This is a genomic window from Chitinophaga sp. CCNWYY40 (assembly GCF_037483205.1).
Taxonomy (GTDB): Bacteria; Bacteroidota; Bacteroidia; order Chitinophagales; family Chitinophagaceae; genus Chitinophaga; species Chitinophaga ginsengisegetis.
On sequence record NZ_JBBHLF010000002.1, the window covers coordinates 1,131,902 to 1,157,586 of the forward strand.

Annotated in this window: 24 protein-coding genes; 16 read left to right on the forward strand and 8 right to left on the reverse strand. The window is 45.9% G+C overall.

Annotated elements, in window-relative coordinates:
* Positions 1 to 19: 19 nt before the first annotated feature.
* The 5 genes from V7S65_RS10335 to V7S65_RS10355 all read right to left on the reverse strand — a co-directional run bounded on the left by V7S65_RS10335 (position 20) and on the right by V7S65_RS10355 (position 2,710).
* Positions 20 to 523, reverse strand: a complete 504-nt coding sequence (locus tag V7S65_RS10335) for an SRPBCC family protein (protein WP_079472231.1) — start codon at positions 521 to 523, stop codon at positions 20 to 22.
* Positions 520 to 840 carry an ArsR/SmtB family transcription factor gene (locus V7S65_RS10340; protein ID WP_079472232.1) on the reverse strand — a complete coding sequence of 107 codons (321 nt, stop codon included), beginning with the start codon at positions 838 to 840 and terminating at the stop codon, positions 520 to 522. Before V7S65_RS10340 ends, V7S65_RS10335 begins: the two co-directional genes overlap by 4 nt.
* Positions 841 to 970: 130 nt before the next feature.
* Positions 971 to 1,402, reverse strand: a complete 432-nt coding sequence (locus tag V7S65_RS10345; protein ID WP_336388319.1) for an SRPBCC family protein — start codon at positions 1,400 to 1,402, stop codon at positions 971 to 973.
* Between the two features lie 72 nt (positions 1,403 to 1,474).
* Complete coding sequence (locus tag V7S65_RS10350; RefSeq protein ID WP_336388318.1) at positions 1,475 to 1,846, reverse strand: hypothetical protein; 372 nt, start codon at positions 1,844 to 1,846, stop codon at positions 1,475 to 1,477.
* A 111-nt stretch (positions 1,847 to 1,957) separates the two neighbouring features.
* Positions 1,958 to 2,710: an SDR family NAD(P)-dependent oxidoreductase gene (locus V7S65_RS10355; protein ID WP_336388317.1), complete on the reverse strand. Its 753-nt coding sequence runs from the start codon at positions 2,708 to 2,710 to the stop codon at positions 1,958 to 1,960.
* 139 nt (positions 2,711 to 2,849) lie between these two features.
* Here V7S65_RS10355 and V7S65_RS10360 point away from each other — a divergent pair, with 139 nt between their 5' ends.
* The 7 genes from V7S65_RS10360 to V7S65_RS10390 all read left to right on the forward strand — a co-directional run bounded on the left by V7S65_RS10360 (position 2,850) and on the right by V7S65_RS10390 (position 11,578).
* A complete protein-coding gene (locus V7S65_RS10360) occupies positions 2,850 to 3,218 on the forward strand; it encodes a winged helix-turn-helix transcriptional regulator (protein ID WP_336388316.1) in 369 nt (122 codons plus the stop codon).
* Complete coding sequence (locus V7S65_RS10365) at positions 3,218 to 3,562, forward strand: hypothetical protein (RefSeq protein WP_079472238.1); 345 nt, start codon at positions 3,218 to 3,220, stop codon at positions 3,560 to 3,562. The genes V7S65_RS10360 and V7S65_RS10365 overlap by 1 nt, the downstream gene beginning before the upstream one ends.
* Positions 3,563 to 3,723: 161 nt before the next feature.
* Entirely contained in the window at positions 3,724 to 4,113 is a 390-nt protein-coding gene (locus tag V7S65_RS10370) for a hypothetical protein (RefSeq protein WP_079472239.1), read from the forward strand.
* Between the two features lie 159 nt (positions 4,114 to 4,272).
* Complete coding sequence (locus V7S65_RS10375; RefSeq protein ID WP_079472240.1) at positions 4,273 to 5,355, forward strand: efflux RND transporter periplasmic adaptor subunit; 1,083 nt, start codon at positions 4,273 to 4,275, stop codon at positions 5,353 to 5,355.
* A gap of 21 nt (positions 5,356 to 5,376) precedes the next feature.
* A complete protein-coding gene (locus V7S65_RS10380) occupies positions 5,377 to 8,544 on the forward strand; it encodes an efflux RND transporter permease subunit (protein WP_336388315.1) in 3,168 nt (1,055 codons plus the stop codon).
* Positions 8,537 to 9,970 carry a TolC family protein gene (locus V7S65_RS10385; protein ID WP_336388314.1) on the forward strand — a complete coding sequence of 478 codons (1,434 nt, stop codon included), beginning with the start codon at positions 8,537 to 8,539 and terminating at the stop codon, positions 9,968 to 9,970. Before V7S65_RS10380 ends, V7S65_RS10385 begins: the two co-directional genes overlap by 8 nt.
* A 753-nt stretch (positions 9,971 to 10,723) precedes the next feature.
* Positions 10,724 to 11,578 carry a hypothetical protein gene (locus V7S65_RS10390; protein ID WP_336388313.1) on the forward strand — a complete coding sequence of 285 codons (855 nt, stop codon included), beginning with the start codon at positions 10,724 to 10,726 and terminating at the stop codon, positions 11,576 to 11,578.
* Between the two features lie 164 nt (positions 11,579 to 11,742).
* On the opposite strand, the gene V7S65_RS10395 is transcribed toward V7S65_RS10390, so the two are convergent.
* Positions 11,743 to 12,204: a barstar family protein gene (locus tag V7S65_RS10395; protein WP_336388312.1), complete on the reverse strand. Its 462-nt coding sequence runs from the start codon at positions 12,202 to 12,204 to the stop codon at positions 11,743 to 11,745.
* A gap of 302 nt (positions 12,205 to 12,506) precedes the next feature.
* On the opposite strand from V7S65_RS10395, the gene V7S65_RS10400 reads away from it, so the two are divergent.
* The 4 genes from V7S65_RS10400 (at position 12,507) to V7S65_RS10415 (ending at position 15,674) form a co-directional block, all read left to right on the forward strand.
* Positions 12,507 to 12,716, forward strand: a complete 210-nt coding sequence (locus V7S65_RS10400) for a hypothetical protein (RefSeq protein WP_336388311.1) — start codon at positions 12,507 to 12,509, stop codon at positions 12,714 to 12,716.
* Between the two features lie 203 nt (positions 12,717 to 12,919).
* Entirely contained in the window at positions 12,920 to 13,825 is a 906-nt protein-coding gene (locus V7S65_RS10405) for an NmrA family NAD(P)-binding protein (RefSeq protein WP_336388310.1), read from the forward strand.
* Between the two features lie 65 nt (positions 13,826 to 13,890).
* The gene (locus V7S65_RS10410; protein ID WP_336388309.1) at positions 13,891 to 14,805 is read left to right on the forward strand and encodes a helix-turn-helix domain-containing protein; all 915 of its coding nucleotides are present in this window, start codon (positions 13,891 to 13,893) and stop codon (positions 14,803 to 14,805) included.
* A 17-nt stretch (positions 14,806 to 14,822) separates the two neighbouring features.
* Positions 14,823 to 15,674 (forward strand): hypothetical protein, encoded by an 852-nt coding sequence (locus tag V7S65_RS10415; RefSeq protein ID WP_336388308.1) that lies wholly within the window; start codon positions 14,823 to 14,825, stop codon positions 15,672 to 15,674.
* A gap of 11 nt (positions 15,675 to 15,685) precedes the next feature.
* Here the strand turns inward: V7S65_RS10415 and V7S65_RS10420 are convergent, their stop codons facing one another.
* A complete protein-coding gene (locus V7S65_RS10420; protein ID WP_336388307.1) occupies positions 15,686 to 16,606 on the reverse strand; it encodes a helix-turn-helix domain-containing protein in 921 nt (306 codons plus the stop codon).
* A gap of 16 nt (positions 16,607 to 16,622) precedes the next feature.
* Positions 16,623 to 17,420, reverse strand: coding sequence for an SDR family oxidoreductase (locus tag V7S65_RS10425; RefSeq protein ID WP_336388306.1), 798 nt, complete (start codon positions 17,418 to 17,420; stop codon positions 16,623 to 16,625).
* A gap of 205 nt (positions 17,421 to 17,625) precedes the next feature.
* Here V7S65_RS10425 and V7S65_RS10430 point away from each other — a divergent pair, with 205 nt between their 5' ends.
* From V7S65_RS10430 to V7S65_RS10450, 5 genes are all read left to right on the forward strand, one after another.
* On the forward strand, positions 17,626 to 18,180 hold the full coding sequence (locus V7S65_RS10430; RefSeq protein WP_336388305.1) for an RNA polymerase sigma factor: 555 nt from the start codon (positions 17,626 to 17,628) through the stop codon (positions 18,178 to 18,180).
* Between the two features lie 41 nt (positions 18,181 to 18,221).
* Positions 18,222 to 19,388: a FecR family protein gene (locus tag V7S65_RS10435; protein ID WP_336388304.1), complete on the forward strand. Its 1,167-nt coding sequence runs from the start codon at positions 18,222 to 18,224 to the stop codon at positions 19,386 to 19,388.
* 232 nt (positions 19,389 to 19,620) lie between these two features.
* Positions 19,621 to 23,007, forward strand: coding sequence for a SusC/RagA family TonB-linked outer membrane protein (locus V7S65_RS10440; protein WP_336388303.1), 3,387 nt, complete (start codon positions 19,621 to 19,623; stop codon positions 23,005 to 23,007).
* Positions 23,008 to 23,017: 10 nt separating this feature from the next.
* Positions 23,018 to 24,478 carry a RagB/SusD family nutrient uptake outer membrane protein gene (locus tag V7S65_RS10445; RefSeq protein WP_336388302.1) on the forward strand — a complete coding sequence of 487 codons (1,461 nt, stop codon included), beginning with the start codon at positions 23,018 to 23,020 and terminating at the stop codon, positions 24,476 to 24,478.
* 60 nt (positions 24,479 to 24,538) lie between these two features.
* Complete coding sequence (locus V7S65_RS10450; protein WP_336388301.1) at positions 24,539 to 25,666, forward strand: TlpA disulfide reductase family protein; 1,128 nt, start codon at positions 24,539 to 24,541, stop codon at positions 25,664 to 25,666.
* Positions 25,667 to 25,685 lie beyond the last annotated feature (19 nt).

A 25,685-nucleotide genomic window follows, 5' to 3' on the forward strand; every position in this document is an offset into this window, starting at 1 on the left:
TATCAGTTGTGAAGAAATTCTATTTTTTCAATGATGGCAGCAGTTCGTCCAATCCTTCCATAGCCATTGCCAGTCCTTCTTTGAAGCCCATCTGGATAGTGGCTTCCAGTTGAGCCAGATCCGCATAGGAAATGTGTAATTCCACCAAAGTAACCGCTCCTTTGTCAACAAAGGTGACGTTCCATTCTGCCTGTGGCAACTCTTTATTCACATTTCCGTCGGCATCTGCAAAAGCGTCAAGAACGGTGAATTTTTGCTGCGCCTGGATGTTTTTGTAGTTGGCCAGTGCCCAGTGTTCCTCACCTTCCGGGCCTACCATTGCATAGTGCCAACGTCCGCCTTCCCTGAAGTCCATTGTTTTTGTTTTTGCCTTCCAGGGCTTTGGCGCCCACCACAGATCCAGGATTTCACTTTTCGTATAGGCGTCCCAAACCAGCGGAAGTTCTGCTGCAAATTCCCGTTTAATTGTGATGGTTTTGTTTTCCTTGTTTACAGAAAAATCAAAAGCTAAGTTCATACTCATTTCTTTTTGCTTTTTATAGTTAACAATACTTTGTCAAGTTCGTTAAATCTCCCCTCCCACAACTTCCTGAATTGTTCCAGCCATTTGTCAATCTCCTGCATTTTATTTCCATTAAGCTGATAAAAAATTTCCCTGCCCGACTGCTCCTGTTTAACCAGTTCGCATTCCGTGAGGATGCGCAGATGTTTTGAAACGGCCTGCCGGCTCATATCAAAATGTTCCGCAATGGCGTTGGGTGTCATTGCCTGCACGGCAATAAGTAATATAATGGCCCGTCTGGTCGGGTCGGCAATAGCCTGAAAAACATCTCTTCTCATTTCTCCGTTAATTTAGTCGCGCAACCGTTCAGTTGCAAATATAAGCAACTAATTGGTTGCGCAAAATATTTTGTATATTTTTTTTAAGGGGGAAACAAATATTATCTCCGGTAATCTGATAAGAGGAAGATCAACCTTCTATCATCTTTTTCATGATCCCCAGCGTACCGTTCCAATAAAAATTGAGATGCTGGTATATGGTATCCGTGGGGAAATTAGTGAGCGTTAATGTTAACAAGGTATGCTCCTCCTGTAGCGTCAGTGCAAACCTGATAACCGTGTAGTTCTCTTTGCTATCAGGCAACCGGGATAACGAACTTAGAAAATCATAGCTCACTGCATGATCCGGTGAATACTCCAGCACCGTTCCTTTGTTCTCAAACCTTGCATGGTGGAAACCGCTGATGACTAAAGGAGCGCCCACCTCCCAGGTAGTAACAACGCGGAGATCCAGCGCTGCTTCTCCCATCCATTGCGTCATTAACTTAATGTCTGTAATTGCGTTCCATACTTCCGCCACAGGCGCATTGATCATTATTTTTCTCTCTATTATCTTTTCCATTCTCTGCGCTTGATAATTTTTTTAAAAGCTAATCTGTTTTTTCCAGATCCGGTGACAGCACCGTATAATCGTTTACGTTATATGCCGCCCTTCGAGATAGGCCAGCATTCCTGCCACCACTACCTGTAAAATTAAAAACGCTGTACCAAATAATGTTGTCCCGGAAATATAAAAGATCAGCAGCACCACGCTGGTGATAGTCCACAGCCAATTTGCGTAAACAAGTGCCCTGAGCTGCAATACAGAAGGCTGGCGTTGCAGCGCCAGGCTCACCGCCAGTAACGCATATGCCAGCGTAACAACCGCGATCATCGCAACAATATTCACGGGCAAACCGAGGAAAACAGCTAAGGTCCGGAACCACAATAAGCCCACTACCGCAGTGCTGCCACCCAGCAGGCTATCGGCCCAGAGTATTTTTTTCAGCAAGGGCAAATCTTTCATCCTATGAATTTAGCTAAACTTTAAACGCAAATTGAATAGCTTTAAATAATAATTACGCCTTATGATGGAAGATGAAGATTACGAAGAATCAAGCACCCGGAAGGATAGTAATCAGAACGCGTGATAACGCATTCCCCCATCCACGGTGGCAACGGAGCCCGTGATATATCCCGCACGGGGCGATACCAGGAAAACAGCCATATTAGCCATATCCTGCGGCTGGCCAAAATCACCCAGCGGAATCTCGCGTTCTGCAAATTTCCTGCGTTCGTCGCCGGGGAAATAAGGCCGTATATTTTCCGTGTCTATCAATCCTGGCTGCAGGCAGTTGACCCGGATACCGTACTGCCCCAATTGTCCCGCAAGCTGCTTGGACCAGGCTACTACTGCTGCTTTGGCTACCGCCGACGCATTGATGGTGCGCAACTCATACGTGCTGATAAGGTTCAGAATAGCGCCCTGCCTGCGTGCTATAAAATGGGGCAACAGCTGTTGGGTTAGTTGCCGCTGCCGGTCGAAGTCCAGCGTCATCGACTCTACCCAGGGATCTTCCGGCCCCACCACATCCACCGGGCGGCTGCGGCCCGCATTGTTGATAAGTATATCCACCTGTCCCAGGATGGACAACGCCGCTGCTGCAATCTTTTGCGACCCGTCCGGCGCAACCAGGTCCTGGATAAAAGTGACCGGCTCCATGCCGCCTGCACCGGCTACTTCAGCTTTAAGGCTATCCAGCAATGCTTCGTTTCTCCCTATGGCAAGGACTTTCACACCTTCTGCAGCCAGTTCTTTTGCAATTGCCCGGCCAATGCCCTGGCTGGCGCCCGTTACTACGGCAGTTTTCCCGTTTAAATACAGATCCATACTTTTAAATTAATGCTTTGTAAAACTGTTTTTCATTCCTCAAAAAACAAGGCTGAAAATTTCTTTGTAAAAGTAGCGGGCAGCATCTAATTTTACAGGCTATACAACCAATTGTACGGTACTAACAAACGTGTAAGTAATGGCAACCAGAAAGAAAAACTCCACTTATAGCCGCAACGAAAACATCATTATTGAATGTGACCTTACCTATGCGGTTAATAAAATCGGGGGAAGATGGAAAATCCTGATCCTGAGTAAACTGGAAGAGAAAAAAATGAGGTTCAGTGAACTGAAGAAGGAGTTTGACTACATTACGGAACGCATGTTAACCCTCCAGCTCCGGGCACTGGAACAGGACGGACTGGTTAAACGAACCGTGTATGCAGAAGTTCCCCCACGGGTGGAATATGAACTCACGGAAATGGCGCTGGAGTTCAGCCCCATCTTTAAACAGCTAAGCGCCTGGGGAGGCAAACACCGGAACTCAGCAAAAAAAGACGTCGCATAATGGGACTGGACAGCGTTGACCTGTTGGTAGCAATCGAAAACTATTTCGGCATTCAGATTCCGGATACGGAAGCGCAGGAAATCTTTACGGTTCAAAATATGGTGGATGTAGTAGCAAAACATTTGCATCTTTCAGATGATAGTATGAGCGACGGGGAAATTACAGATCAGTTTAAAACAGTCCAATACGCCGCCAATTTTCAAACCCTGATCGATAAAAATAATATCAAAAGCAAATATGAAGTATATGTTATCATAATGGGTATTACCGTTGCCCAAACAGGTGTTGACTACTACGACATAACCCCTTATAAATCTTTTACAAGTGATTTGGGGATCGATTGAGATCCAGCCCACCAACGGTTTCCAGACATCCCGGCAAACACATTTACATATTTAAACATATTTATAAAAAGGGCGCTGAACTAAAAATAACACTTTCTTCACAAGCCAAACGGGATGTTTTTTTCATTTGCTCTCAAACTTTTATTACTTTTGGCCCCCGAATGAGAGTAGCTATATTTTTCGCATATTTGTGTTTCCTCCTGCTCAGGGGGGAGGGCTATGCTTTTACGGCTACTCATCATAACGATGTTTCCAACTCTTTCGCCAGGAACATTGAACATAAACACCGGATTAAATTTACAGATACCAACCAGGATAATTCTGTTGTCAGCAATTTAGATAATGAAGAAGAATGCCTGATAAGTGATGACATTGAAGAGGATGATGCGGATAATTGTCTTGCCAGAAAATATAAACTACTCACCAGGTACTATCTTGCGCTTGCCGGCCCCGACGTTTTAAGTTATCTCCATAAATGCTTTAAAGCCCCCACACCTTACCTGGGGCATCTTTCCAACAGATACATTACACAAAGTGTTTTAAGGATCTGATCAATAGTGTACATCAGTTACCGAAGGTATGATCATTTATGCCTGGCGGATGTATATTAATATTACTTCCTCCGGGCTCCTGCCCGGCGACTGATCCTTTTGCGTCCATAGGCATCCCTGCCTTACAAGCATCCCATCGCTTAATATCCATTTAATATCATGAGTAGAATTGTCATGTTTACGGGCTTGTTTGTCATGTTGTGCCATACAAGCTGTACATCAAAAAAAGAAGTAAAGGAAGAAGCGGGCAAGTATACGGTTACCAGCCCGGTAAGAATTGATACTTCATTTACCAACGAATATGTTTCGCAGATAAAATCTGTCAGGAACATTGAGATCAGGGTCCAGGAACGGGGTTACCTCCAGAACATCTATGTGGATGAGGGCCAGTTTGTAAAAGCAGGTCAGTTGCTGTTCAGGATCATGCCGAAAATTTATGAGGCAGAACTCCAGAAGGCAGAAGCAGAGGCCAAAGCAGCAGAGATAGAACTGCAGAATACAAAAACCCTGGTCGATAAAAATGTGGTATCAAAAAATGAGCAGGCTATGGCGCAAGCCAAACTGGATCAGGCAAAAGCCGAAATGGCCCTGGCAAAGCTCCACCTCTCGTTCACAGAAATCAGGGCGCCGTTCGATGGCACCATCGACCGTATTCCGTTTAAACTGGGAAGCGTTATCGATGAAGGCGGCCTGCTGACCAGCCTTTCAGACAACAGCCAGATGTTCGCCTATTTCAATGTATCTGAGCCGGAATACCTCGATTATGCCACCAACGCAAAAGGCCGCGGAAGCAACAAGGTAAGCCTGCTGCTGGCCAATAATCAGCCCCTCCAGTATAAAGGAGATGTGGAAACCATCGAAAGTGAATTCAACAATGAAACCGGCAACATTGCCTTCAGGGCAAGATTCCCAAACCCGGATAAGCTTTTAAAGAATGGGGAAACGGGCAAAGTCCTGATGACCATTCCGCTTAAAAACGCATTAGTCATTCCGCAAAAAGCAACTTACGAAATACAGGATAAGGTATATGTTTTTGTAGTAGACAACAGGAATGTGGTAAGATCCCGGAACATTGCCATCCGTGGCCAGATGCCCGACATGTATGTAGTTGAAAATGGCATTTCAGAAACTGATAAGATACTGCTCGAAGGTGTTCAGAAGGTAAAAGATGATGATAAGATCAGCTATGAATACCGGAAACCCGAGGAAGTTATTTCCCATCTGCGATTAAAAGCGGAATAGTTCATCTAATAGTGTAGATCAATGCTAAATAAGTTTATACAGCGACCGGTTCTGTCCATAGTAATATCGCTCATTATCGTCTTCCTCGGAGTTTTGGCCATATCTCAGCTGCCCGTAACACAATTCCCTTCCATATCGCCGCCAAAGGTGAATGTAACAGCGGAATATCCCGGTGCGAACGGTGAATTAATGATCAAATCAGTGATCATTCCGCTGGAAAGAGCCATCAACGGCGTTCCGGGAATGAAATACATTGCTTCGGATGCGGGTAACGACGGAGAGGCGTCTATCCAGGTAGTATTTAACCTGGGCACCGATCCCAACCAGGCATCGTTAAATGTTCAAAACCGTGTGGCATCCGTGGTGAACAAACTGCCGCCACTGGTAGTACGTGAAGGTGTAAAGATTACCCGTGAGGAATCTAACATGCTCATGTACATCAACCTTTACAGTGATGATCCCCAAACGGACCAGAAATTCCTTTTTAATTTCGCGGATATCAACATCTTGCCGGAATTAAAAAGAGTAGATGGCGTTGGCTTCGCAGATATTCTCGGTAACCGGGAATATGCCATGAGGATCTGGCTGAAACCGGACCGGATGCTGGCTTACAAGATCTCTGCGGATGAAGTGATGAAGGCGTTGGGCGAACAAAGCCTGGAAGCATCACCCGGTAAAACCGGCGAAAGCTCCGGTAAAAGATCCCAGACGTTTGAATATGTATTGAAATATCCCGGAAGGTTTACGAATAAAGAAGGATACGAAAATGTTATCCTGAGATCCAGTCCGAACGGCGAAATATTACGCCTGAAAGATGTAGCCGACGTGGAGTTCGGCAGCTCGATGTATGATATCTACTCCAACCTGAATGGTAAACCTTCAGCGGCCATTGTACTGAAGCAATCGTATGGAAGTAATGCCAGCCAGGTAATCAAGGACGTAAAGGCGAAGATGAAGGAGATCAAAGCCAATTCATTTCCAAAAGGAATGGATTATGAAATCAGTTATGATGTATCCAAATTCCTCGACGCCTCCATTGAAAAGGTAATTCATACCCTGCTGGAAGCCTTTATACTGGTGGGTTTAGTGGTATTCCTGTTTCTCGGCGACTGGCGCTCTACCCTCATCCCTGCTATGGCCGTACCGGTGTCTCTCATTGGAACATTTGTATTCATGCAGTTTTTGGGTATCACGCTTAACCTCATCACGCTGTTTGCGCTGGTGCTGGCTATCGGCGTGGTGGTAGATGATGCCATCGTGGTAATTGAAGCGGTGCATGCCAAAATGGAAGAAGAACATCTTTCGCCGCTGAAGGCCACCAAAAAAGCCATGCATGAAATCGCCGGCGCTATTGTGGCCATCACCTTTTTAATGGCCGCGGTATTTGTTCCGGTAGCGTTTATGTCGGGCCCGGTGGGTATCTTCTACCGCCAGTTTTCCATCACAATGGCAACCGCCATTATTTTGTCGGGTGTGGTGGCGCTTACGCTTACACCAGCGCTGTGTGCCATGATCCTGAAGAATACGCATGGAAAACCCAAAAGGAAAAACGTACTCGACAAATTCCTGGATGGCTTTAATAACTCATTCAACCGCACTTCCGGAAAGTATCAGAAAATACTGGGCGCCATCGTTAACAGGAGGGCCCTCACCTTTGGTATACTGGTGGCTTTCTGCGCCGGGATATGGGTCATGAATAAAACCGTTCCTTCGGGCTTTATTCCCAACGAAGACCAGGGAATGTTTTATGCCATCATCCAAACGCCTCCGGGATCATCCCTGGAAAGAACCAACCAGATAGCCGAAAAGCTGCAGAAAATTGCAGAAGGCGTGGAAGGCGTACAATCCGTTTCTTCCCTGGCAGGTTATGAAATCCTTACAGAAGGAACCGGTTCCAATTCCGGTACCTGTCTTATTAACCTGAAAAGCTGGGAAGACCGGAAACATTCTGTCCAGGAAATCATTAGTGAACTCGAAGAAAAATCCAAAGACATCACAGGCGCCACTATCGAATTTTTCCAGCCGCCTGCCGTACCGGGCTACGGAGCCGCCGGTGGCTTTGAATTACGTTTGCTTGATAAAGCCGGATCAGGTGATTATAAAAAGATGGAAACGGTGAGCAGGGACTTTGTAAAGGAACTGAGCAAACGTCCGGAACTATCCTCCGTATTCACTTTTTACAGCGCCAGCTTCCCCCAGTATATGCTGCGGGTGGATAATGATATCGCGCAGCAAAAAGGCGTGAGCATCGATAACGCCATGAACACGCTTTCCACACTTGTGGGCAGTAACTATGAAATCAGCTTTATCAAATTCGATCGGCAGTACAAAGTGATCGTACAGGCGTCGCCGCAGTACAGGGCCTTGCCTGACGATATCCTGAAGCTGTATGTAAAGAACGACCATGATCAGATGGTTCCCTTCTCTGATTTCATGAAAATGGAAAAGGTGTATGGCTTATCAGAGATCACGCGGCATAATATGTACAACGCCTCGGAAATAAGCGGCGCCGCCGCACCCGGATATAGCAGCGGCGAGGCCATTAAGGTGATCAATGAAGTGGCGCAAAAGAGCCTCCCCAGAGGGTTTGGGATCGACTGGGCCGGTATCTCCAAAGACGAGGTAGCCCAAGGTAACCAGGCTATCTATATCTTCCTGATCTGTCTTGGTTTCGTATACCTGATCCTGGCAGCGCAATACGAAAGCTTTATCCTGCCGCTGGCAGTCATTCTCTCCTTACCTCCCGGAATTTTCGGTGCATTTTTCTTATTGAAATGCTTAGGGCTGGAGAATAACATTTATGCACAGGTAGCCATGGTAATGCTCATTGGTTTGCTCGGTAAGAACGCGGTGCTGATCGTGGAATTTGCTGTACAGAAACACCGCGCAGGAGAAACCGTGCTGAAAGCGGCAATGGAAGGTTCTAAGGTAAGGTTCCGTCCTATCCTCATGACTTCCTTCGCGTTTATTGCAGGGCTGATCCCATTGGTGATGGCCTCCGGGCCGGGCAGGGTTGGTAACCGTACCATTGGTACCGCCGCCGCCGGGGGTATGCTTTTCGGAACTATTTTCGGCGTGCTGATCATACCCGGACTGTACTACATATTCGGCAAACTTGCAGAAGGACATGCGCTTGTGAAAGACGAAGAAGAGAATCCTTTAACAGAAGAAATTGATCACAATGTATAAATTGAGGATACATAGCGGCATCGGCCTGCTTGGCATTTGCCTGGCTATTGCCAGCTGCAGGGTGCCGGCCAGCATGCCGTTGGCTGAAAACAGGCCGGTTCCCGGGTCGTATAACGGCAACGGGGATACGACGAATATGTCGGCCATTGAGTGGAGAAACTTTTTTACAGATAAGCACCTGGTAGACCTGGTAGATACGGCGCTGAAAAACAACCAGGAGCTGATGATCACGCTCCAGGAAATTGAAATCGCCAGGAATGATATCCGCTTCAGGCAGGGGGCATTACTTCCTACCGTTACTGCAAGAGCCGGTGCAGGCGTGGAAAAAGTAGGAAGATATACCAGTCAGGGCGCCGGCGACGCCTCTACGGAAATCACTCCCGGCAAGGAAATGCCGGATCCGCTCACGGATTTGTCCATAGGCGCCTATGCCAACTGGGAAGTGGATATCTGGAAAAAACTGCATAATGCTAAAAAGGCTGCAGTAACCAGGTACCTATCAACCGTGGAAGGCAAAAACTTTGTGCTGACCAACCTCGTGGCCGAAATAGCCAATTCTTATTACGAACTGCTGGCCCTCGACAACCAGCTCTCCATAGTAAAACAAAACATTGAGCTGCAAAAAAATGCCCTTGAAATTGTAAAGGTGCAGAAAGAAGCCACCAGGGTCACCGAACTGGCAGTGCAGAAATTTCAGGCCGAAGTATTGAAGTCCCAAAGCCTCGAGTTCGACATTCTTCAAAATATAAAAGAAACAGAAAACAAGATCAACTTCCTGCTGGGCCGCTATCCGCAGGAGATTATCCGGGATAAAGGTAATTTCTTAAGTGCAGTACCTCCGTTGGTAAGCGCCGGTATTCCTTCACAGTTACTGGCCAATCGCCCGGATATTAAGAAGGCAGAACTGGAACTGACCGCGGCAAAGCTGGATGTAAAAGTTGCCCGTGCAGAATTCTATCCTTCCCTGGGCATTTCCGCGGGAGCAGGATTCCGGGCTTTTAAGCCATCTTACCTGTTTAAGCTGCCTGAATCATTATTGTACTCCCTCGCCGGCGACCTTGCAGGACCGCTTATTAACCGGAATGCTATTAAAGCCGAGTTCAATAACGCCAATGCACGGCAACTCCAGGCCATATACAATTATGAGCGTACTATTCTAAACGCCTACTTCGAGGTGTCCAATCAACTTTCCAGCATCAGCAACCTGGAAAAGAGCTATGATCTGAAGTCGCAGCAAGTAGATGCCCTCACCCGTTCGATCAACATTTCCAACGACCTGTTCAAATCGGCCAGGGCCGATTACCTGGAAGTACTGATGACGCAACGGGATGCACTGGAATCTAAACTCGACCTGATAGAAACCAAAAAACAACAGCTGAATGCCGTGATTAATGTTTACAGAGATCTGGGAGGCGGCTGGAAATAAAATAAGCATCTTCATTAAAAAAAGCCGGCTGTGATAAGCCGGCTTTTTTATGTTCTAAAGAAATTGGATTACAGTTACTATTATATATAAAATCTATTATGTAACCCCGGCTCTGGGGATAGTCCTTCACAACGTCATTATTACCATCATTCATACTCCACTCATTGCAGAGATAGTGATAAACCATAGATTAGCCGTCTCTTTACAGGTACAAGTTATCTACGGCTTATATACGGGTTATATACGGCTTATCTACGGCTTATCCTATAATGGAGTATGGATGGGCCTGGTATAGGCACGGGAATGCCATGATTAAATAGCACTTAAATAACTTATGGTAATTCGCAGTCTGAGGCGCCGTAGAAGTATCCGGGAGGATTATCAATTAATATTTATATGTTGGCAAATGGACACATGATGCCGGATTACCCGTCAAACAATACAACTTACCTGGGCAACATAACATCCAACGATTCCAACCGGTTCACATCGTAATTAAACGGCTCCGGCGCTGTATAACTCCAAAAAATATATGGTTGCGACGGCCCCGCCGGAGAAAGAAAGAATTGTATACTATGACTGCTGGCATCTACCGTAATATGAGTAACATTTTCAAGATTAACAAACTGATAGATCTGCTCCTGGGAACATTTGAAAAGGAAAGTCATGTTGATATTTTGATACAAAATACAAAAAAAGATAACTATTTATATATATTAGCTGCATTACACCCTAAAAAACAGTACAACCCAAATGGATAAAAAAACACTGACAATATTAAAAAAAGTTTACGCCAATGAAAATGGATTTTATAACCTCCCGCTTAATAGACACGAACATAAAATCCCCGCAACCGTAACACAGGCCGACCTGGAAATATTAAACAGTAAAGGACTCCAGCCCAATAATTTTGAAACATTTGATCACGACAATGCCCTGGAAAGATTACTGAAAATTAAAGAAGATAAAAAGCTCACGTCCGGCTTTGCTACTTCGATGTTTTTAAAAGGATTGACGGGAGAAATGCCCCGGGCAAGACAAACCCTGATGAGTTATTTGTATCTCCGGCATTTATACAAACATGATTTTGCAGGCAAAGATACCTGCGAAATTTGCGGACTGCCAAAAGTGGAAACGGAAGACAAAACACATCAGCTCTACACCTATTACCTGGGACATTCGTGGAATGAACTGCCGCTGCACTATTTAATTGAACTCGAAGAAGCACTGACGTTTGATAAACCGGAAATAACCCAGGCGGATAGAAACAAACTAACCGAACTATTGGACTTCATTGCGCAGGCAGACAAAAAAGAAACGCCTGGAAAGTTGGAACAAAGAATTGCCTCACACAAAATTTTAGACCAAACCGACAAATATAAGCGCTACGGAATTTTACAAACACTGGCTGAATGCGGTATCTTACCAAATGCCTTCATAAAGCCCAGGTACGAAGCATTCCCCACGCAAAAAGATTTATGGGAAGCAGGTAAAAAATTAACCACCTCCTTCCGCTCCGACATCATTTTGCCATTAGGCGGATGGAAAGGAGAAAACGGTGTTGACAAAGAACGCTGCAAAGAGATATTTGACGCAGTACAAAACTGAAACTATCTCGCAAACTTCCTTGATCCGGTCACACCAGGCATACCAATGCTCACCCGTTCATGAAGTAAAGTAGCCGCGAGGGCCAATCCAAAAAATGGCTGTAACAATTGTATCTGCCCTACCACTGCAATACCTCCCTGCGCCAGACCACGGTAAGGCAGCCATCAGGAAATTGACTGCAGCGTAATATTGGGATGAGCTGCAATGATCTCCAATAGTATGTCGAAATAAGTTTGACCTGTGCCGTTGTTCAATGCGTCCAGCTTTTCGCGGAAATGTTCCTTATTGAATGGCGAGTCAGGCAGCAGCTTCTCTTCATAGTACCGTTTGGTAACATCATAGCCCAAAGCCGTTCTGCTTCTTTCCATATTTCTCCATAACAGCACAACCGGTCCGGCGTTTTTGATGACCCCAAATCCTCCGTAAAGCAGGTCATTAAAGGCGTCCAGGCTATCGCCCAGCTGCCAGTCTTCACCGGCCATGAATACACGGTTTATTTCCCTGTAAAAAGAAGGGATATCGCTGATAACATCTCCATTAATGATTATTTGTTGCTCCATTGCTGATTTTCTTTTATAAAGATAGTGGCTCCACTCCCATTTTGGCATGCATCTTATAAAAGTCATAACTTTAATTTTTATCCGGACGCAGGATTTAGTATGACTGATCTTGAATTACTCAGAAAGCATATCGAACAATACATTCAAATTACGGATGCAGAATTTGAACAGTTTATTGTCAATTTTCATCACAGGAAGATAAAGAAAAAAGATTTTCTTCTGCGTGAAGGCGACACCTGTAAATATGAAGCTTTATTAACCAGCGGCCGTCTATCCTGAATATTGAAGCGCTGGAAGACAGCGAGGTGCTCCTTATCAACAAACCTCATAAAGATCTCCTGTATGAAACGCTGCCCAAAGTAGAAAAGATGTTTCGTATCATGAACCAGAAATCGTTGGTTACCTTTCAACGCAGGGTAATTTCTTCATTAAGCAAAACTGCCGACAAGCGCTACCTGGAGTTTATGGAGAAATATCCCGGCCTGGAACAACGTCTCAACCAGCAACAGCTGGCTGCATACTTGGGTATATCCCACGAATTTCTGAGTAAAATCAGGAAGAAGCTCTCCGGCAAATAGTGCATTTTTTGAACTAGTTCAAATTTTGGGAGATAGAAGCCTGCTACTTTTATGGCCTAAAAGATCAGAAAATGAAAAAAGCACTATTGATTATTGATGTACAAAATGGAAAGCTTCCCATCCTTTTGACTACAACAATAGGTACTTTGACTACATCCGTTTTGTGATGGTTGCAGACCTTTGCAATAACAACAAAACAAATTATGAACATCGTACTTACAGGCTCATTAGGGCATATCGGGAAACCGCTCGCACAGGAACTGGTGCAAAAAGGACATTCAGTTACCGTCATCAGCAGCAAAACTGAAAGACAAAAAGACATTGAAGCACTCGGTGCAAAAGCAGCCATCGGCACAATGGAAGACGTTGATTTTTTATCGGCTACATTCAAAGGCGCAGATGTAGTATACCTGATGGAAACACTCGATGCTGCCGGTGGTTTCTTTGACCCAAACGTTGACTTCATTGCCATCATCAGCCGGATAGGCCATAATTACAAGCAGGCCATTCAGCAGTCGGGTGTAAAGCAGGTGGTGCATCTCAGCAGCGTTGGCGCTCACATGGGCACAGGAAATGGCATCCTGATTTTTCATCACAACGTAGAAAACATTTTAAAGCAACTGCCGGACGATGTGTCTATTAAATTCATGCGTCCCGTTGGTTTCTATACCAACCTGTTTTCATCTATACGAACCATAAAAACACAAGGCGCCATTGTGCAGAATTATGGAGGTGATAACAAAGAGCCCTGGGTTTCGCCGTTGGATATCGCTGCTGTTATTACCGAAGAAATGGAGCAACCTTTTGAGGGCAGAACCATCCGTTACATTGCAAGTGATGAGTTTTCTCCCAACGAAATAGCCTGTTTCCTGGGCGAAGCAATCGGAAAGCCTGATCTGAAATGGGAGGTAGTTCCGGATGAACAACTCCTGGATGGCTGGCTGGCTGCGGGAATGAACCCGCAAATTGCCAAAGGCTTTATAGAAATGCAGGCAAGCATGCGCGACGGTATATTGTATGAAGATTACTACCGGAATAAACCAATACCGGGAAAGATTAAGCTCACAGATTTTGCAAAGGAGTTTGCTACGGTTTATAATCAATCATAAATGGCTATCTTTAATCATCAAAAAATTAAAACCATTAAGGAGGTTCCTTAATAGTTTAATACATTATGAGAGGTACAAAAACACACAGAGTTAAAACGATCAGCGAATATCATCAGCTCCGGGATTTACCCAGGCCTGAACATCCACTGATCAGTGTGATAGATTATGCGGCTATGCCACATAACTTTCAAAAAGCCGGTATAAATTGGGTGTATGATTTCTACTTTATCTCCCTGAAACGGGGATTATGCGGTAAAATAGTGTACGGACAACAGGAATATGATTTTGATGAGGGCGTTATGTTTTTTATTTCGCCCAACCAGGTTTTCAGAATTGAAGTTGATCCCAACCTGACAATAAAACGCTCCGGCTGGATGCTCCTCATCCATCCTGATTTTTTGTGGAACACCCCGCTGGCGAAAACCATTAAGCAATATGAATATTTTGATTATTCAATAAACGAAGCATTATTTCTTTCCGAAAAAGAAGAAACAACTGTCAACAACATCATTCAAAATATTCAACAGGAATATCATTCCAATATTGATAAGTTCAGTCAGCAAATCATCATCTCACAAATAGAAACGCTGCTTAATTATGCGGAGCGGTTCTATCATCGCCAGTTTATCACAAGAAAAATCAGCCATCACAAAACGCTAAGCCGTTTGGAAGAGCTGTTGGCAGATTATTTCAGCAACGATGATTTAAAAGGACTACCTACCGTTCAATACATTGCCAGCGCGTTAAACGTGTCGCCTAAATATTTAAGCAGTTTATTAAAAGTGTTGACAGGCCAAACTGCCCAACAACACATCCACGAAAAGCTGATTGAAAAAGCCAAAGAGAAATTATCTACCACAGATTTATCGGTCAGTGAAATTGCTTATGAACTGGGCTTTGAACATTCTCAATCATTCAGTAAATTGTTCAAAAGTAAAACCAACTTTTCACCTTTGGAGTTCAGGCAGTCGTTTAAATAACAGGAACAATCCGCACTATGAATAAATGCTTAATACTGGCGTTGGGAATCATTGCCTGCAACACCCCGGCAAAAGAAAAACTCCATACCATCGATTATGTTACCGTCGGTAAAATGATGGATACCATCAGCCCGCCTTATGTGATTGACCTCGCCAATAAAAACAAACGACTTGTGTTTATCGGATGCGACCACAACAGGGACTCTACCCATCCGCAGTTTAAAGCCATAGAAAAGTACTTTAATGACCTCCGGCCGGAAATCACCTTTAATGAAGGCGGCCAAATGCCCGACAGCACACATTTCACCTCTCTTAACCAGGCAGCTTCTACAAGAGGTGAACCCGGATGCCTGAAATACCTGAGCGACAAAGCCGGCATCCGCATGATGAATGGCGATACGGAAGACAGCCTCGAGTTTTCCATCACCCTGAAAAAATATCCGCAAGATCAGCTGTTGCTTTATTACTTAATGGAACGCCTGGTAATCCCCTACCTATACGGCGCCTACGGCAGCGAGCCTTTTGAAAAGGTATATAACAAAGCCATCGAAAACTGGTTTATAAAAGAAGGCTTCCCGGTATCTGCCAGCCAAAAAACATTTGATGGATTTAAACAATTATACCAACACTACACCGGGGTACCCTTTGAAGCAAAACTAACACCGGAGATCGAAAAATTTGATTACATAAACGGGGGCGATTGCCGGTTCTGCGCCATTGGCCGTACCTCCAAAATGGTGAGGGACAGTATACTGCTCGATAAAATAGACCAGGCATTCAATAAATACGATCGCGTAATGGTCACCTTCGGACACGGCCATGCCATAGCGCTGAAACCGGCGTTAAAACAAATCATGGATAGAAAATAAGCCGGATAAAACTACGATTGGTGAAATGACTGCTTAAATTCTACCGGGGTTAAACTGGTTTTACGTTTGAATAACTTATTAAAGGACTGGGGATGCTCAAAACCCAACTGGTAAGCAATTTCGGCCACCGACAAATGAGTGGACATCAAGTATTCCTTTGCCTTTTCAATCAACTTTTCATGAATATGCTGTTGCGCATTTTGCCCGGTGAGCGACCGAAGCATATCACTCAGGTATCGCGGTGAAACATGCAGGTTATCTGCCAGGAACTCAACTGTTGGGAGCCCTTTCTGCAGGCCATCTTCCTTATCAAAATAACTATTAAGCAGATCTTCCATGCCGGTCAGCAGATCATGATTCACAGATTTGCGGGTAATGAACTGGCGCTTATAAAAACGGTTGCTGTAGTTGAGCAATACTTCAATATACGACACAATAAGATCCTGGCTGAATGCATCAATGGCGTTATTGAGTTCGTCTTTTATACTTTCTACGACAGTAAAAATCTGCTGTCTTTCTTTTTCCGATAAATGCAGGGCTTCATTGGTATCATAAGAAAAGAATCCGTATTGTTTGATCTTCTGTCCGAGGGGATAATTCCTGATAAAATCAGGATGAAAGAGCAGGGAAAACCCTTCATGTACTGCTTCATTCGGAATGGTGATCAGTTGATTGGGGGCAGTAAACACCATTCCGCCTTCGTCGAAATCATAATATCCCTGCCCATATCCCATTCTTCCCTGCTGATTAAGTTTGTATGATATCTTGTAAAAATTCAACAGCAAAGATTCAGGTAGCTGACTGATGTCAACCTTGATACTGGTGTTGTCGAAAAAACCAATCAAAGGATGCACCGGTTTTGGCAAATCCATTAACCTGTTCAATTCAGAGATGGAATCTATTTTTGCAGGGATATTATTTGATTTCTTCATTTATCAAAATTAAGACTTAATTGCCTAATATACTTTTACCCAACTCAATCCGGGCGGCTTCTTTACCAATTTCCAAACGTCTGTTGTATAAAGCATTCGCATACTCACCACCAACATAGGTGATTTTATTTTGTCCGTCGGTAGCGGCTTCGTATACGAGTTCAGCTATTTCTTCTGCTGAAGAGAAACTTTCAGGCGTGAATAATGCAAAAACCTTTTGCATCATTTCATCGTAAGCCGGGTGATTGCCTATATCCAGGGACCTGCCTCCAAAATCTGTAACAATGCCACCCGGTGCAACGGTTTTGATACCGATATTGTCCTGGGCCAGTTCATAGGATAAAGATTCGCTCCAGCCTTCCAGCGCCCATTTGGTGGCATGATAAGTAGAACCCAGCGGAAAACCAACTAACCCTCCAATAGAAGTAATAGTGATAAATAAGCCTTTTTTCTTCTCCCTGAAAAATGGGATAAATGCTCTTGTAACCCTTATAACGCCGAGTAAATTGGTATCCAGTTGTTTCTCAATCTGCTCATCACTCAGTGCTTCCAGAGCTCCCATTAATCCATATCCTGCGTTGTTGAGTACCACATCCACATCATATTTCCCGGTAACACTTTTTACGCAATCATTAATTTGTTCAGCATTGGTTACGTCGAGCGGCAACAGCACAACATTCTTCAATTGTGAAAGTTCTGTTTCGTTTTCCGGCTTACGCATGGTGGCAATTACCTGCCATCCTTTGCTTTGAAATAATTTGGCAGTTGCTTTGCCCAGGCCTGTTGATGCTCCTGTAATGAATATCGTTTTCATTTGTTGATGTATTTAATTTTACATCTCAAAGGTCTGATAGTACAGGAAGCCGGATGTTGCCAAATTGAGTTTTGATGTAGCCGAAATGACCAATCAATTACACGAATCACTACTTTCTTATTATTTTTTGCCCTAGTTTGCAAAATAATCCGGCCTTAAAAGATAATTGTCATCTGATCAAACATATACTGAGAAGGAACTGCTTTTGCGCATTGCTGAGGGGGACGAAGCCGCATTTGCAGCGTTGTTTAACCTTTATTCCACACCATTGGCGTCACTCGCCTTACGGATGCTCCACAGCGAAACGGCCAAAGAGGAGGTGCTACAGGAAGTTTTTATTAAGATATGGCTGAACAGGGACCGGCTGAAAGACGTACAGCTCCCAGGCCCCTGGCTCAGGAAAATCACCGTTCACGAATGTTTGCAATATCTCCGCAAAACGTCCTTATATAATGCCAAGCTGGGCAACCTTAACCTGGAAGGCGCCAGTTTTAACCAGGCGCTGAGCACCATTTCAGTGAAAGAAATTCAACTTGCCGTGAAACACGCGCTCCGGGTGATGTCGCCCCAGCGCAGAACCATTTATGAGCTGAGCAGGGAAAAAGGCATGACCACCAAAGAAATAGCCGCTCATCTCGGCCTTTCCGACGGATATGTACGCAATGCCCTTAGCGCCGCACTCCAGGCTATCCGGAGCTTCCTGCCGGAATCCGTCCGCCTGCCCGCCATTATTATTTTTTTACTTTTTTTCAGAAAGTGATAGTGACAACGCTCTCTCTCCCGCATCTTATTATATAGCGCATGGAAAATACACGCATATATTACCTGGCAGGGCAATACCTGAAGAAAAGCCTGAGCAGCACAGAGCAGGCGGAATTTCAGCAGTTATTGCAGTCGCCGGACCACCAGGAGACACTACAGGCCGCTTTTGAGGAGCTGGCAGGCGAGCTGGATACAACGGCCCCGCAGGATGAAGCGCTGTTGCCGTTGCTGCAACGGGCGTTGAACAGCGACAAGCCCGCACGCCGTATTCATTTCCTGCCCCGCAGAAGCTGGGCAGCGGCGTCCATCATCCTCCTGGTACTGGCAGCCGGCACTTATTTCCTGGCCACTCATAAAAAAAATACACCGCCGCCTGTTATGGCTGCTAAACCTGTGGACATTGCCCCCGGCCGGGAGGGCGCCATCCTTACCCTGGCCGATGGCTCGAAGGTAGCGCTGGATAGCCTCAGCAACGGCGTAATCGCAAAACAGAACGGCGCTCAGCTGGTGCTCGCAAACGGCCGGCTGGCTTATGATCCGGCGGGAGCCCCCACCGGGGAAGCTGTATATAATACGATGTCTACCCCGAAGGGGCGGCAGTTCCGGATCGCTTTACCGGATGGTACACAGGTATGGCTCAATGCGGCCAGCTCTATACGGTACCCTACCCTGTTTTCAGGTAAGGAAAGGATAGTGGAGGTTACCGGTGAAGCATATTTTGAAGTGGCGAAAAATCCGGCCATGCCTTTCCGCGTGCGCGTGAACAATAAAGCAGAAATAGCCGTGCTGGGTACGCATTTTAATGTGAATGCCTATGACAACGAACAATCTGTTACCACTACCCTGCTGGAAGGATCGGTACGTGTGGCGGCCCTCACAGGCGGGCATAAACCGGGAGACGTAATACTCCGGCCCGGCCAGCAGGCGCAAATTGAAACAACGATCAGGATTATTGAAAATGCCAACATCGATAAAGTGATTGCCTGGAAGAATGGCCTGTTCTATTTTGATGGAGTCAGCCTGGCTGAAATCATGCGCCAGATGGAGCGATGGTACGATATCGAAGTGGTGTATGAAAAGGGAATTCCGGATATTGAATTTGAAGGAGAGATGACCAAAGATGTTTCGCTAAACGGATTGTTGGTGATGCTCAGAAGAACCGATATCCAATTTCGCCTGGAAGGCAGGAAGCTGATTGTGCAATAATACAGTTATCATAAAAAAACCGTCACAGCGCTAACTGTGACGGTGGATGAATTTAATTAGTCAAAAAAACGGTCTACCAACCACTTTTATTAACAACCAAATCTGCTGCAAATCTATGCAAAAAAAATGCTATTGCCCCCCTGTTCGTGCGGGGCAGCACCGGGGCATTGCCAGATCCGCCAACGACGGATTCAGCAAGTCCTTTAGAATAAGAACCAAAATCATGAGGGCTATGAAATTAACGACCTTCTTATTAACTGCCGCCTTTATTCATGCCCATGCCGCCAGTATGGCTCAAAATGTTACCATCTCCGGCAGGAACCTGACGCTGAAGCAGGTATTCACCGCTATTAAAAAACAAACGGGCTGCGTGTTGCTGAATCAGAAAGGGGTACTGGCCGATGCCAAACCAGTGACACTTGCTGCCGATAACCTGCCCCTGCGGGACCTCTTAAACGACGTCTTTAAAAATCAACCGTTAGAATATGTGATCGAGGGCAAGACGATTCTTGTTTCCCGAAAACTCCTGCCTGCGCCTTCCGGCCAGCAGGCTTCTCCTTCCGCCCCTCCTGTTGCCACATTCATTCCTGTTAAAGGTTTTATCCGTTCTCCCAACGGACAACCTTTGGCGGGAGTGAACCTGGTAATTACAGGAACCAATAAAGGCGCTATCTCTGTTGCCAATGGCTCTTTTTCTTTTGATGTGAATACGGGAGATGTTATTAAAGTATCTGCCATCGGGTTCGCTCCGCTTACCCTCCGTTTTACCGGCAACAACTTCCAGGTAGTATCGTCTGAACTGCCTGCCAGACGGAAGTCTTCCGGTGGAGAAAGCGCTTCTTCAGAAGGCGTTTCAAAACTCATTTCCGGAAATCCGTCTGCGCTCATTATCCAGCTTGCGTTAAGTACTTCACCCATAGATGAAGTACAAATAACGGCCTATGGTACCACGACTAAAAGATTTAATGCCGGTAACATTACTACGGTTACATCTAAAGAAATAGCAAAAAACCCGGTAAACAACGTGCTGGAAGCGCTGCAGGGGAAAGTACCCGGGTTGTTTATCCAGCAGGTAACCGGTCAGCCGGGAGGCGCCTTTACCGTAAGGATGCGCGGCTCCGCCAATCTGACCACCGGCGCTACACAACCGCTGATCATTGTGGATGGCGTACGTTATCCCGGTGGTACGTTACCCCTTTCCACCAACACTTCCTATGGCACACAAAATTTCCTGCAGGGTGGCAGCGGCCTTAATTATATCAATCCAAACGATATTGAAAGTATCGATGTGCTCAAAGATGTGGATGCCACTGCTATTTATGGTTCTTCCGGCGCCTATGGCGTAATCCTGATCACCACTAAGAAATCCAGGGCTGCCCAGCAATCTTTTAACGCTAATATCTACACCGGTATATCGGTAAACGGACAAACATCTCCGTTGCTCAATACCGATCAATACCTGATGCTTCGCCGCGAAGCATTAGCCAATGATAAACTCGAAGTATCTGCCAGCGACAATGATCTGAACGGCACCTGGCCCGCCGACCGCTACACCAACTGGCGGAAAGAATTCATGGGAAAATCGGCCGCCACCTCCAACGCTAACTTCTCTTACAGCGGCGGCGCCCAACACACCACCTACCTGATTAGTGGAAGTCTCCGTGATATCGGCAACATACAACGGCACAAAGGATCAAACAGGGATGGTTCGCTCCGGTTTGCATTAAACACCAGCTCGGCCAACGATAAGTTTACAATGGGCATCACCGGTACTTACCTGTCTTCGAAAAATGACATGGTGCCTTACGATTTTTCCGTTAGCGCATTAACGCCGCCAAACGCGCCACCAGCCTATAACAAAGACGGCAGTATCAACTGGGCATCCATCGGGAGCGATCTTAACAGCAGCGGTACAGCCAGTAACGCCAACAGGCTATATGAAAATACTACCAACAACCTCCTGGCCAATGCCACGCTCACTTACCGGCCTATCAAAAAAGTAACACTCCGCAGTATTTTTGGCTACAATACCATCAACGGAAAGGAACTGATCGGCTATCCAACAACCGTGTTCAATCCTAGCAATACCCAGGCTCCTACGCAAACGGTGGGTATTCTGCACCAGTATAACACCCGCTCCTTCACCATTTCACCCTATGGCGAATTCAATACGTTGATTGGTAAGAAAGGTGATTTAAGTGTGAAATTGGGTGGTGAACTCAACAACCAGGTCACGTATTTTGACGAGATCACCGGAACGGGATTTCCTTCCGATGCGTTGCTGAACAACCCCTCCGCCGGATCTACGGTAACTACCAACTATAACCTCACCGAGTACCGGTCCATCGGGATGTATGGAATTATAAAATTTGTGTGGGACGAGAAATACATTATTGATATCAACACACGCCGGGATGGTTCCACTAAGTTCGGCCCCGGCCGCCGCATCGGGAACTTTGGCTCCGCTGCGCTGGCCTGGATTTTCAGCAGCGAAAAACTGATCAGCGACAACCTGCCGTGGCTCAGCTTTGGTAAGCTAAGGATCAGCAGCGGCGTGGTAGGCGGCGATGCCATTGGCGATTTCCGCTGGCTGGGAACATATAGTGTAATTGGCGGATCCTATGATGGCAAAGTAGGATTAACTCCCAACTCGCTTCCCAATCCCCTGCTGAACTGGGAACGTAACTTTAACTCGGAAGCCGGTTTGGAGCTGGGATTTTTTCACGACAGGCTTACAACCGATTTTAGCTACTACACCAACCGCGCAGGCAATCAGCTGCTGGGCCAGCCACTGTCAAGCGTTACCGGCTATACCAGCTACACGTTAAACTCCGATGCGCTGATCCGTACCAGCGGCATGGAAATCAGCCTAAGCTCTATTAATATCAAAAGCAGGGATTTCACCTGGTCAACAAGATTCAACATTTCAATCCCTAAAAGCAAACTGCTGCGATTACCCTCCAGTACGCAGAATGCCAACTACGTGTTGAACAAACCCGTTACCGGTAAATTGCTTTATAAATACAACGGCGTAAACCCGGAAACCGGCAATTACAGTTTCACCGATGCAAAAGGCAATGTATCCGATTACACCGGCGGATTAACCCAGGCAGATAAAACCGAATTTGTAGACCTGGCGCCAAAATACTTTGGCGGACTGCAAAATTCCTTTACCTACAAACGGCTTACGCTCGACTTCACCTTTAATTTTACCAGCCGCACAGGCCTGAATTTTCTTGGTCAGACCGCGTTTCCTTTCGGGCTGTATGGCTTAAATGGTTCTACCATCTGGCTGCGCCGCTGGCAACAACCGGGTGATATCACAGACATCCCTAAGTTAAGCAGCCAGTTCACCAGTATATTCAGACAAACCTTGCTGCAAAACAGCACCGGGGCTTATAGCGACGCCACCTATGCACGATTACAGAATGTGAGCATCCGGTATAGTTTCAGCCCGGAAGTGAACAAGATGCTGCATCTCAAAAATCTGTCGGTGTACGTACAGGGACAAAACCTGCTGACCATTTCCAAATTCGATGGTCTTGACCCTGAAAACCTGAATGCAGGCGTGATCCCGCCACTGCGCATATTTACAACCGGAATTAATGTTACACTTTAATGTACCGAAAATGAAGATGATATTTCCTGCCAATAATAGCTTTTCAAAACGCCTGCTTACCATCACCGCAGCACTGGGCATCACCCTGAGCAGCTGCGAAAAATACCTGGACAATACACAGCTACCGGCCAATACCATTGCGGCGGTGGATGTTTACTCCACCGACAATATGATATCCACAGTTGTTACAGGTATCTATCTGAACATGAACAATTCCGGGCCTTTTCAAGGTTCCTCGAGTGGTAATATTGGTTATACAATGGGCTTGTATACTGATGAACTCAGAAGTTTACTGAACGGTAATTTTGCAGATGTATTTTACAAGAATGCGATTCAAAGCGGGCAAAGCGGCAACTGGTCCGACCTGTATAAAAAACTCTTTACCGTTAACACGGCTATTGAAGGCATCAGCACCAGCAAGGGCAACCTCGTTTACAAAGACCAGTGGCTGGGCGAGTGCTACTTCCTGCGGGCTTATTTTTATTATTATCTCGTTAATATTTACGGTCCTGTACCACTGGCGCTGACTAACAACTACGCGGTAAATAACCGGCTGGCCCGCGCACCGGAAGCCGATGTGTACAAACAAATCATTGCCGATCTTAAAATGGCGCAATCCCTTTTAAGCAACGAGTATAAAAATGGCTATGGTGTTACCACCACTAATCGCTTCCGTCCTAATAAGGCCGTGGCTACGGCTTTGCTGGCAAGGGTTTATCTTTATGCAAAAGACTGGGCCAATGCCGAAGCACAGGCCGGTGAACTGATTGGCAATACCAATTATGAGATGCCGCCGCTCAACCAGGTGTTTCTTGCCAACAGCCGGGAAACCATCTGGGCGCTGGCTACCAACAGTCCCAAAGCTGCCAATGAATACGGTTTCTATAACAATGGTATGCCGGAAACAATTGTACCGCCGCAAAGCCCTGCTTCCTCCAATGTATTTGTTGCATTGAGCAATATCCTGATCAATAAGTTTGAGCCTGGCGACGGGCGCTTCACCAACTGGTTGCGTACCTCCACTGTTGCCGCGTCTTCTACCACTCCGGCTACGGTGTATTATTTCCCCGGTAAATATAAATCACCAGCTACCAATGCAGAATACCAGGTTATGCTGCGGCTTTCAGAACAATACCTGATCCGTGCGGAAGCAAGGGCGATGCAAAATAAAAGCAATGCTGTGGAAGATTTGAATGTTGTGCGGCTACGCGCGGGCCTGGAAGGACTGACAGCAGGCACACAAGCCAGTGTTCTCACCGCCATCGCTAAAGAAAGACAAACCGAACTGTTCACAGAATGCGGTCTGCGGTTTTTCGATCTGAAACGCACCGGCGTCATCGACGCTGTAATGGCTACCGTAGCGCCTACCAAACCCACTACCTGGATGAGCTATATGTCTTACTGGCCCATTCCGCCCGCTGATCTGCTGCAAAATCCTAATTTAACACCCAACCCGGGATATCTTCAATAATATACCAGGCAGGATGGTGATAAACATCCATCCTGCCTGGCCTCAATACATATATTTCTCATGAAAAAGATGTTGATACTGGCAGCCATACTGGCGCCCGGATGGATGTTCGCCCAATCCGGCAAATACACACTGACCATCAAACTTCATACATCCGCCACACCTGCAAAGGCGTACCTGGTAAAAAACTATGGCTGGAACAATCAGCAGGTGCTTGACTCGGCAACGTTCAACAAAGGTGCTTTCCGGTTTAGCGGTCAACTGGAGGAACCTGTTAACGTGCATGCACTCATTGACCATACCGGAAAAGATTTCACACAATGGAAGAAGACGGCCGATGTCAATGATTGCTACCTGGAAAAAGGAGTTATCGAAATTACCGGTACCGACTCCGTAAAAAACGCAAAGATTACGGGTGGCCCTGTAAACAGCGATTACCAGCAGTACAAACATACCGTACTGCATCGCATGGAACAGATGAGCAAAGACGTGGATGCGGCATCTGATCAGCAAAAAAAAGATCCCGGGTTCATGGATTCGGTGATGAAACAATACCAGGTGGTTGCAAAACAAACCGACTCCATGAAATATGTTTTCATCCGTCAGCATCCTGCATCGTATATCAGCCTGGTTACCCTGATAGAAGTGGCTGGCAATGATGTGGACGTACCACGTATTAAACCTGTTTTCAAAAGATTGTCACCGGCAGTACGCAACACCAAAACCGGCAAACAATTCGCAAAAACATTGTATGATCTGGGGCCGCTTTCTATTGGAGCGATTGCCCCTGATTTTATTCAAAACGACGTAAATGGTAAACCGGTGAAATTGTCTGACTTCAGAGGGAAATATGTGCTGCTTGATTTCTGGGCTTCCTGGTGCGGACCATGCCGGGCGGAAAATCCCAATGTACTGAAAGCATACCAGGCATTTAACCAAAAAGGCTTCACGATTGTTGGTGTATCCCTGGATACCAATAAAGACGCGTGGCTTGGTGCGGTGGCGAAAGATGCATTGCCCTGGCAACAGTTATCTGATCTGAAAGGATGGAAAAATGAAGCGGGGAAATTGTACCAGGTAAAAGCCATCCCACAAAACTTTCTCCTGGATCCAAAGGGGCGCATCATCGCAAAAAATCTGCGGGGGGAAGCGCTGCATGAAAAGCTTACGGAGATACTGCATAAATAGCCGGAGAAATTACAAGGGC

Bases quoted from the DNA above. Each gene is read 5' to 3' on its own strand.
- V7S65_RS10335 (WP_079472231.1), bottom strand. From the start codon at position 523: ATGAGTATGAACTTAGCTTTTGATTTTTCTGTAAACAAGGAAAACAAA.
- V7S65_RS10340 (WP_079472232.1), bottom strand. From the start codon at position 840: ATGAGAAGAGATGTTTTTCAGGCTATTGCCGACCCGACCAGACGGGCC.
- V7S65_RS10345 (WP_336388319.1), bottom strand. From the start codon at position 1,402: ATGGAAAAGATAATAGAGAGAAAAATAATGATCAATGCGCCTGTGGCG.
- V7S65_RS10350 (WP_336388318.1), bottom strand. From the start codon at position 1,846: ATGAAAGATTTGCCCTTGCTGAAAAAAATACTCTGGGCCGATAGCCTG.
- V7S65_RS10355 (WP_336388317.1), bottom strand. From the start codon at position 2,710: ATGGATCTGTATTTAAACGGGAAAACTGCCGTAGTAACGGGCGCCAGC.
- V7S65_RS10360 (WP_336388316.1), top strand. From the start codon at position 2,850: ATGGCAACCAGAAAGAAAAACTCCACTTATAGCCGCAACGAAAACATC.
- V7S65_RS10365 (WP_079472238.1), top strand. From the start codon at position 3,218: ATGGGACTGGACAGCGTTGACCTGTTGGTAGCAATCGAAAACTATTTC.
- V7S65_RS10370 (WP_079472239.1), top strand. From the start codon at position 3,724: ATGAGAGTAGCTATATTTTTCGCATATTTGTGTTTCCTCCTGCTCAGG.
- V7S65_RS10375 (WP_079472240.1), top strand. From the start codon at position 4,273: ATGAGTAGAATTGTCATGTTTACGGGCTTGTTTGTCATGTTGTGCCAT.
- V7S65_RS10380 (WP_336388315.1), top strand. From the start codon at position 5,377: ATGCTAAATAAGTTTATACAGCGACCGGTTCTGTCCATAGTAATATCG.
- V7S65_RS10385 (WP_336388314.1), top strand. From the start codon at position 8,537: ATGTATAAATTGAGGATACATAGCGGCATCGGCCTGCTTGGCATTTGC.
- V7S65_RS10390 (WP_336388313.1), top strand. From the start codon at position 10,724: ATGGATAAAAAAACACTGACAATATTAAAAAAAGTTTACGCCAATGAA.
- V7S65_RS10395 (WP_336388312.1), bottom strand. From the start codon at position 12,204: ATGACTTTTATAAGATGCATGCCAAAATGGGAGTGGAGCCACTATCTT.
- V7S65_RS10400 (WP_336388311.1), top strand. From the start codon at position 12,507: ATGTTTCGTATCATGAACCAGAAATCGTTGGTTACCTTTCAACGCAGG.
- V7S65_RS10405 (WP_336388310.1), top strand. From the start codon at position 12,920: ATGAACATCGTACTTACAGGCTCATTAGGGCATATCGGGAAACCGCTC.
- V7S65_RS10410 (WP_336388309.1), top strand. From the start codon at position 13,891: ATGAGAGGTACAAAAACACACAGAGTTAAAACGATCAGCGAATATCAT.
- V7S65_RS10415 (WP_336388308.1), top strand. From the start codon at position 14,823: ATGAATAAATGCTTAATACTGGCGTTGGGAATCATTGCCTGCAACACC.
- V7S65_RS10420 (WP_336388307.1), bottom strand. From the start codon at position 16,606: ATGAAGAAATCAAATAATATCCCTGCAAAAATAGATTCCATCTCTGAA.
- V7S65_RS10425 (WP_336388306.1), bottom strand. From the start codon at position 17,420: ATGAAAACGATATTCATTACAGGAGCATCAACAGGCCTGGGCAAAGCA.
- V7S65_RS10435 (WP_336388304.1), top strand. From the start codon at position 18,222: ATGGAAAATACACGCATATATTACCTGGCAGGGCAATACCTGAAGAAA.
- V7S65_RS10440 (WP_336388303.1), top strand. From the start codon at position 19,621: ATGAAATTAACGACCTTCTTATTAACTGCCGCCTTTATTCATGCCCAT.
- V7S65_RS10445 (WP_336388302.1), top strand. From the start codon at position 23,018: ATGAAGATGATATTTCCTGCCAATAATAGCTTTTCAAAACGCCTGCTT.
- V7S65_RS10450 (WP_336388301.1), top strand. From the start codon at position 24,539: ATGAAAAAGATGTTGATACTGGCAGCCATACTGGCGCCCGGATGGATG.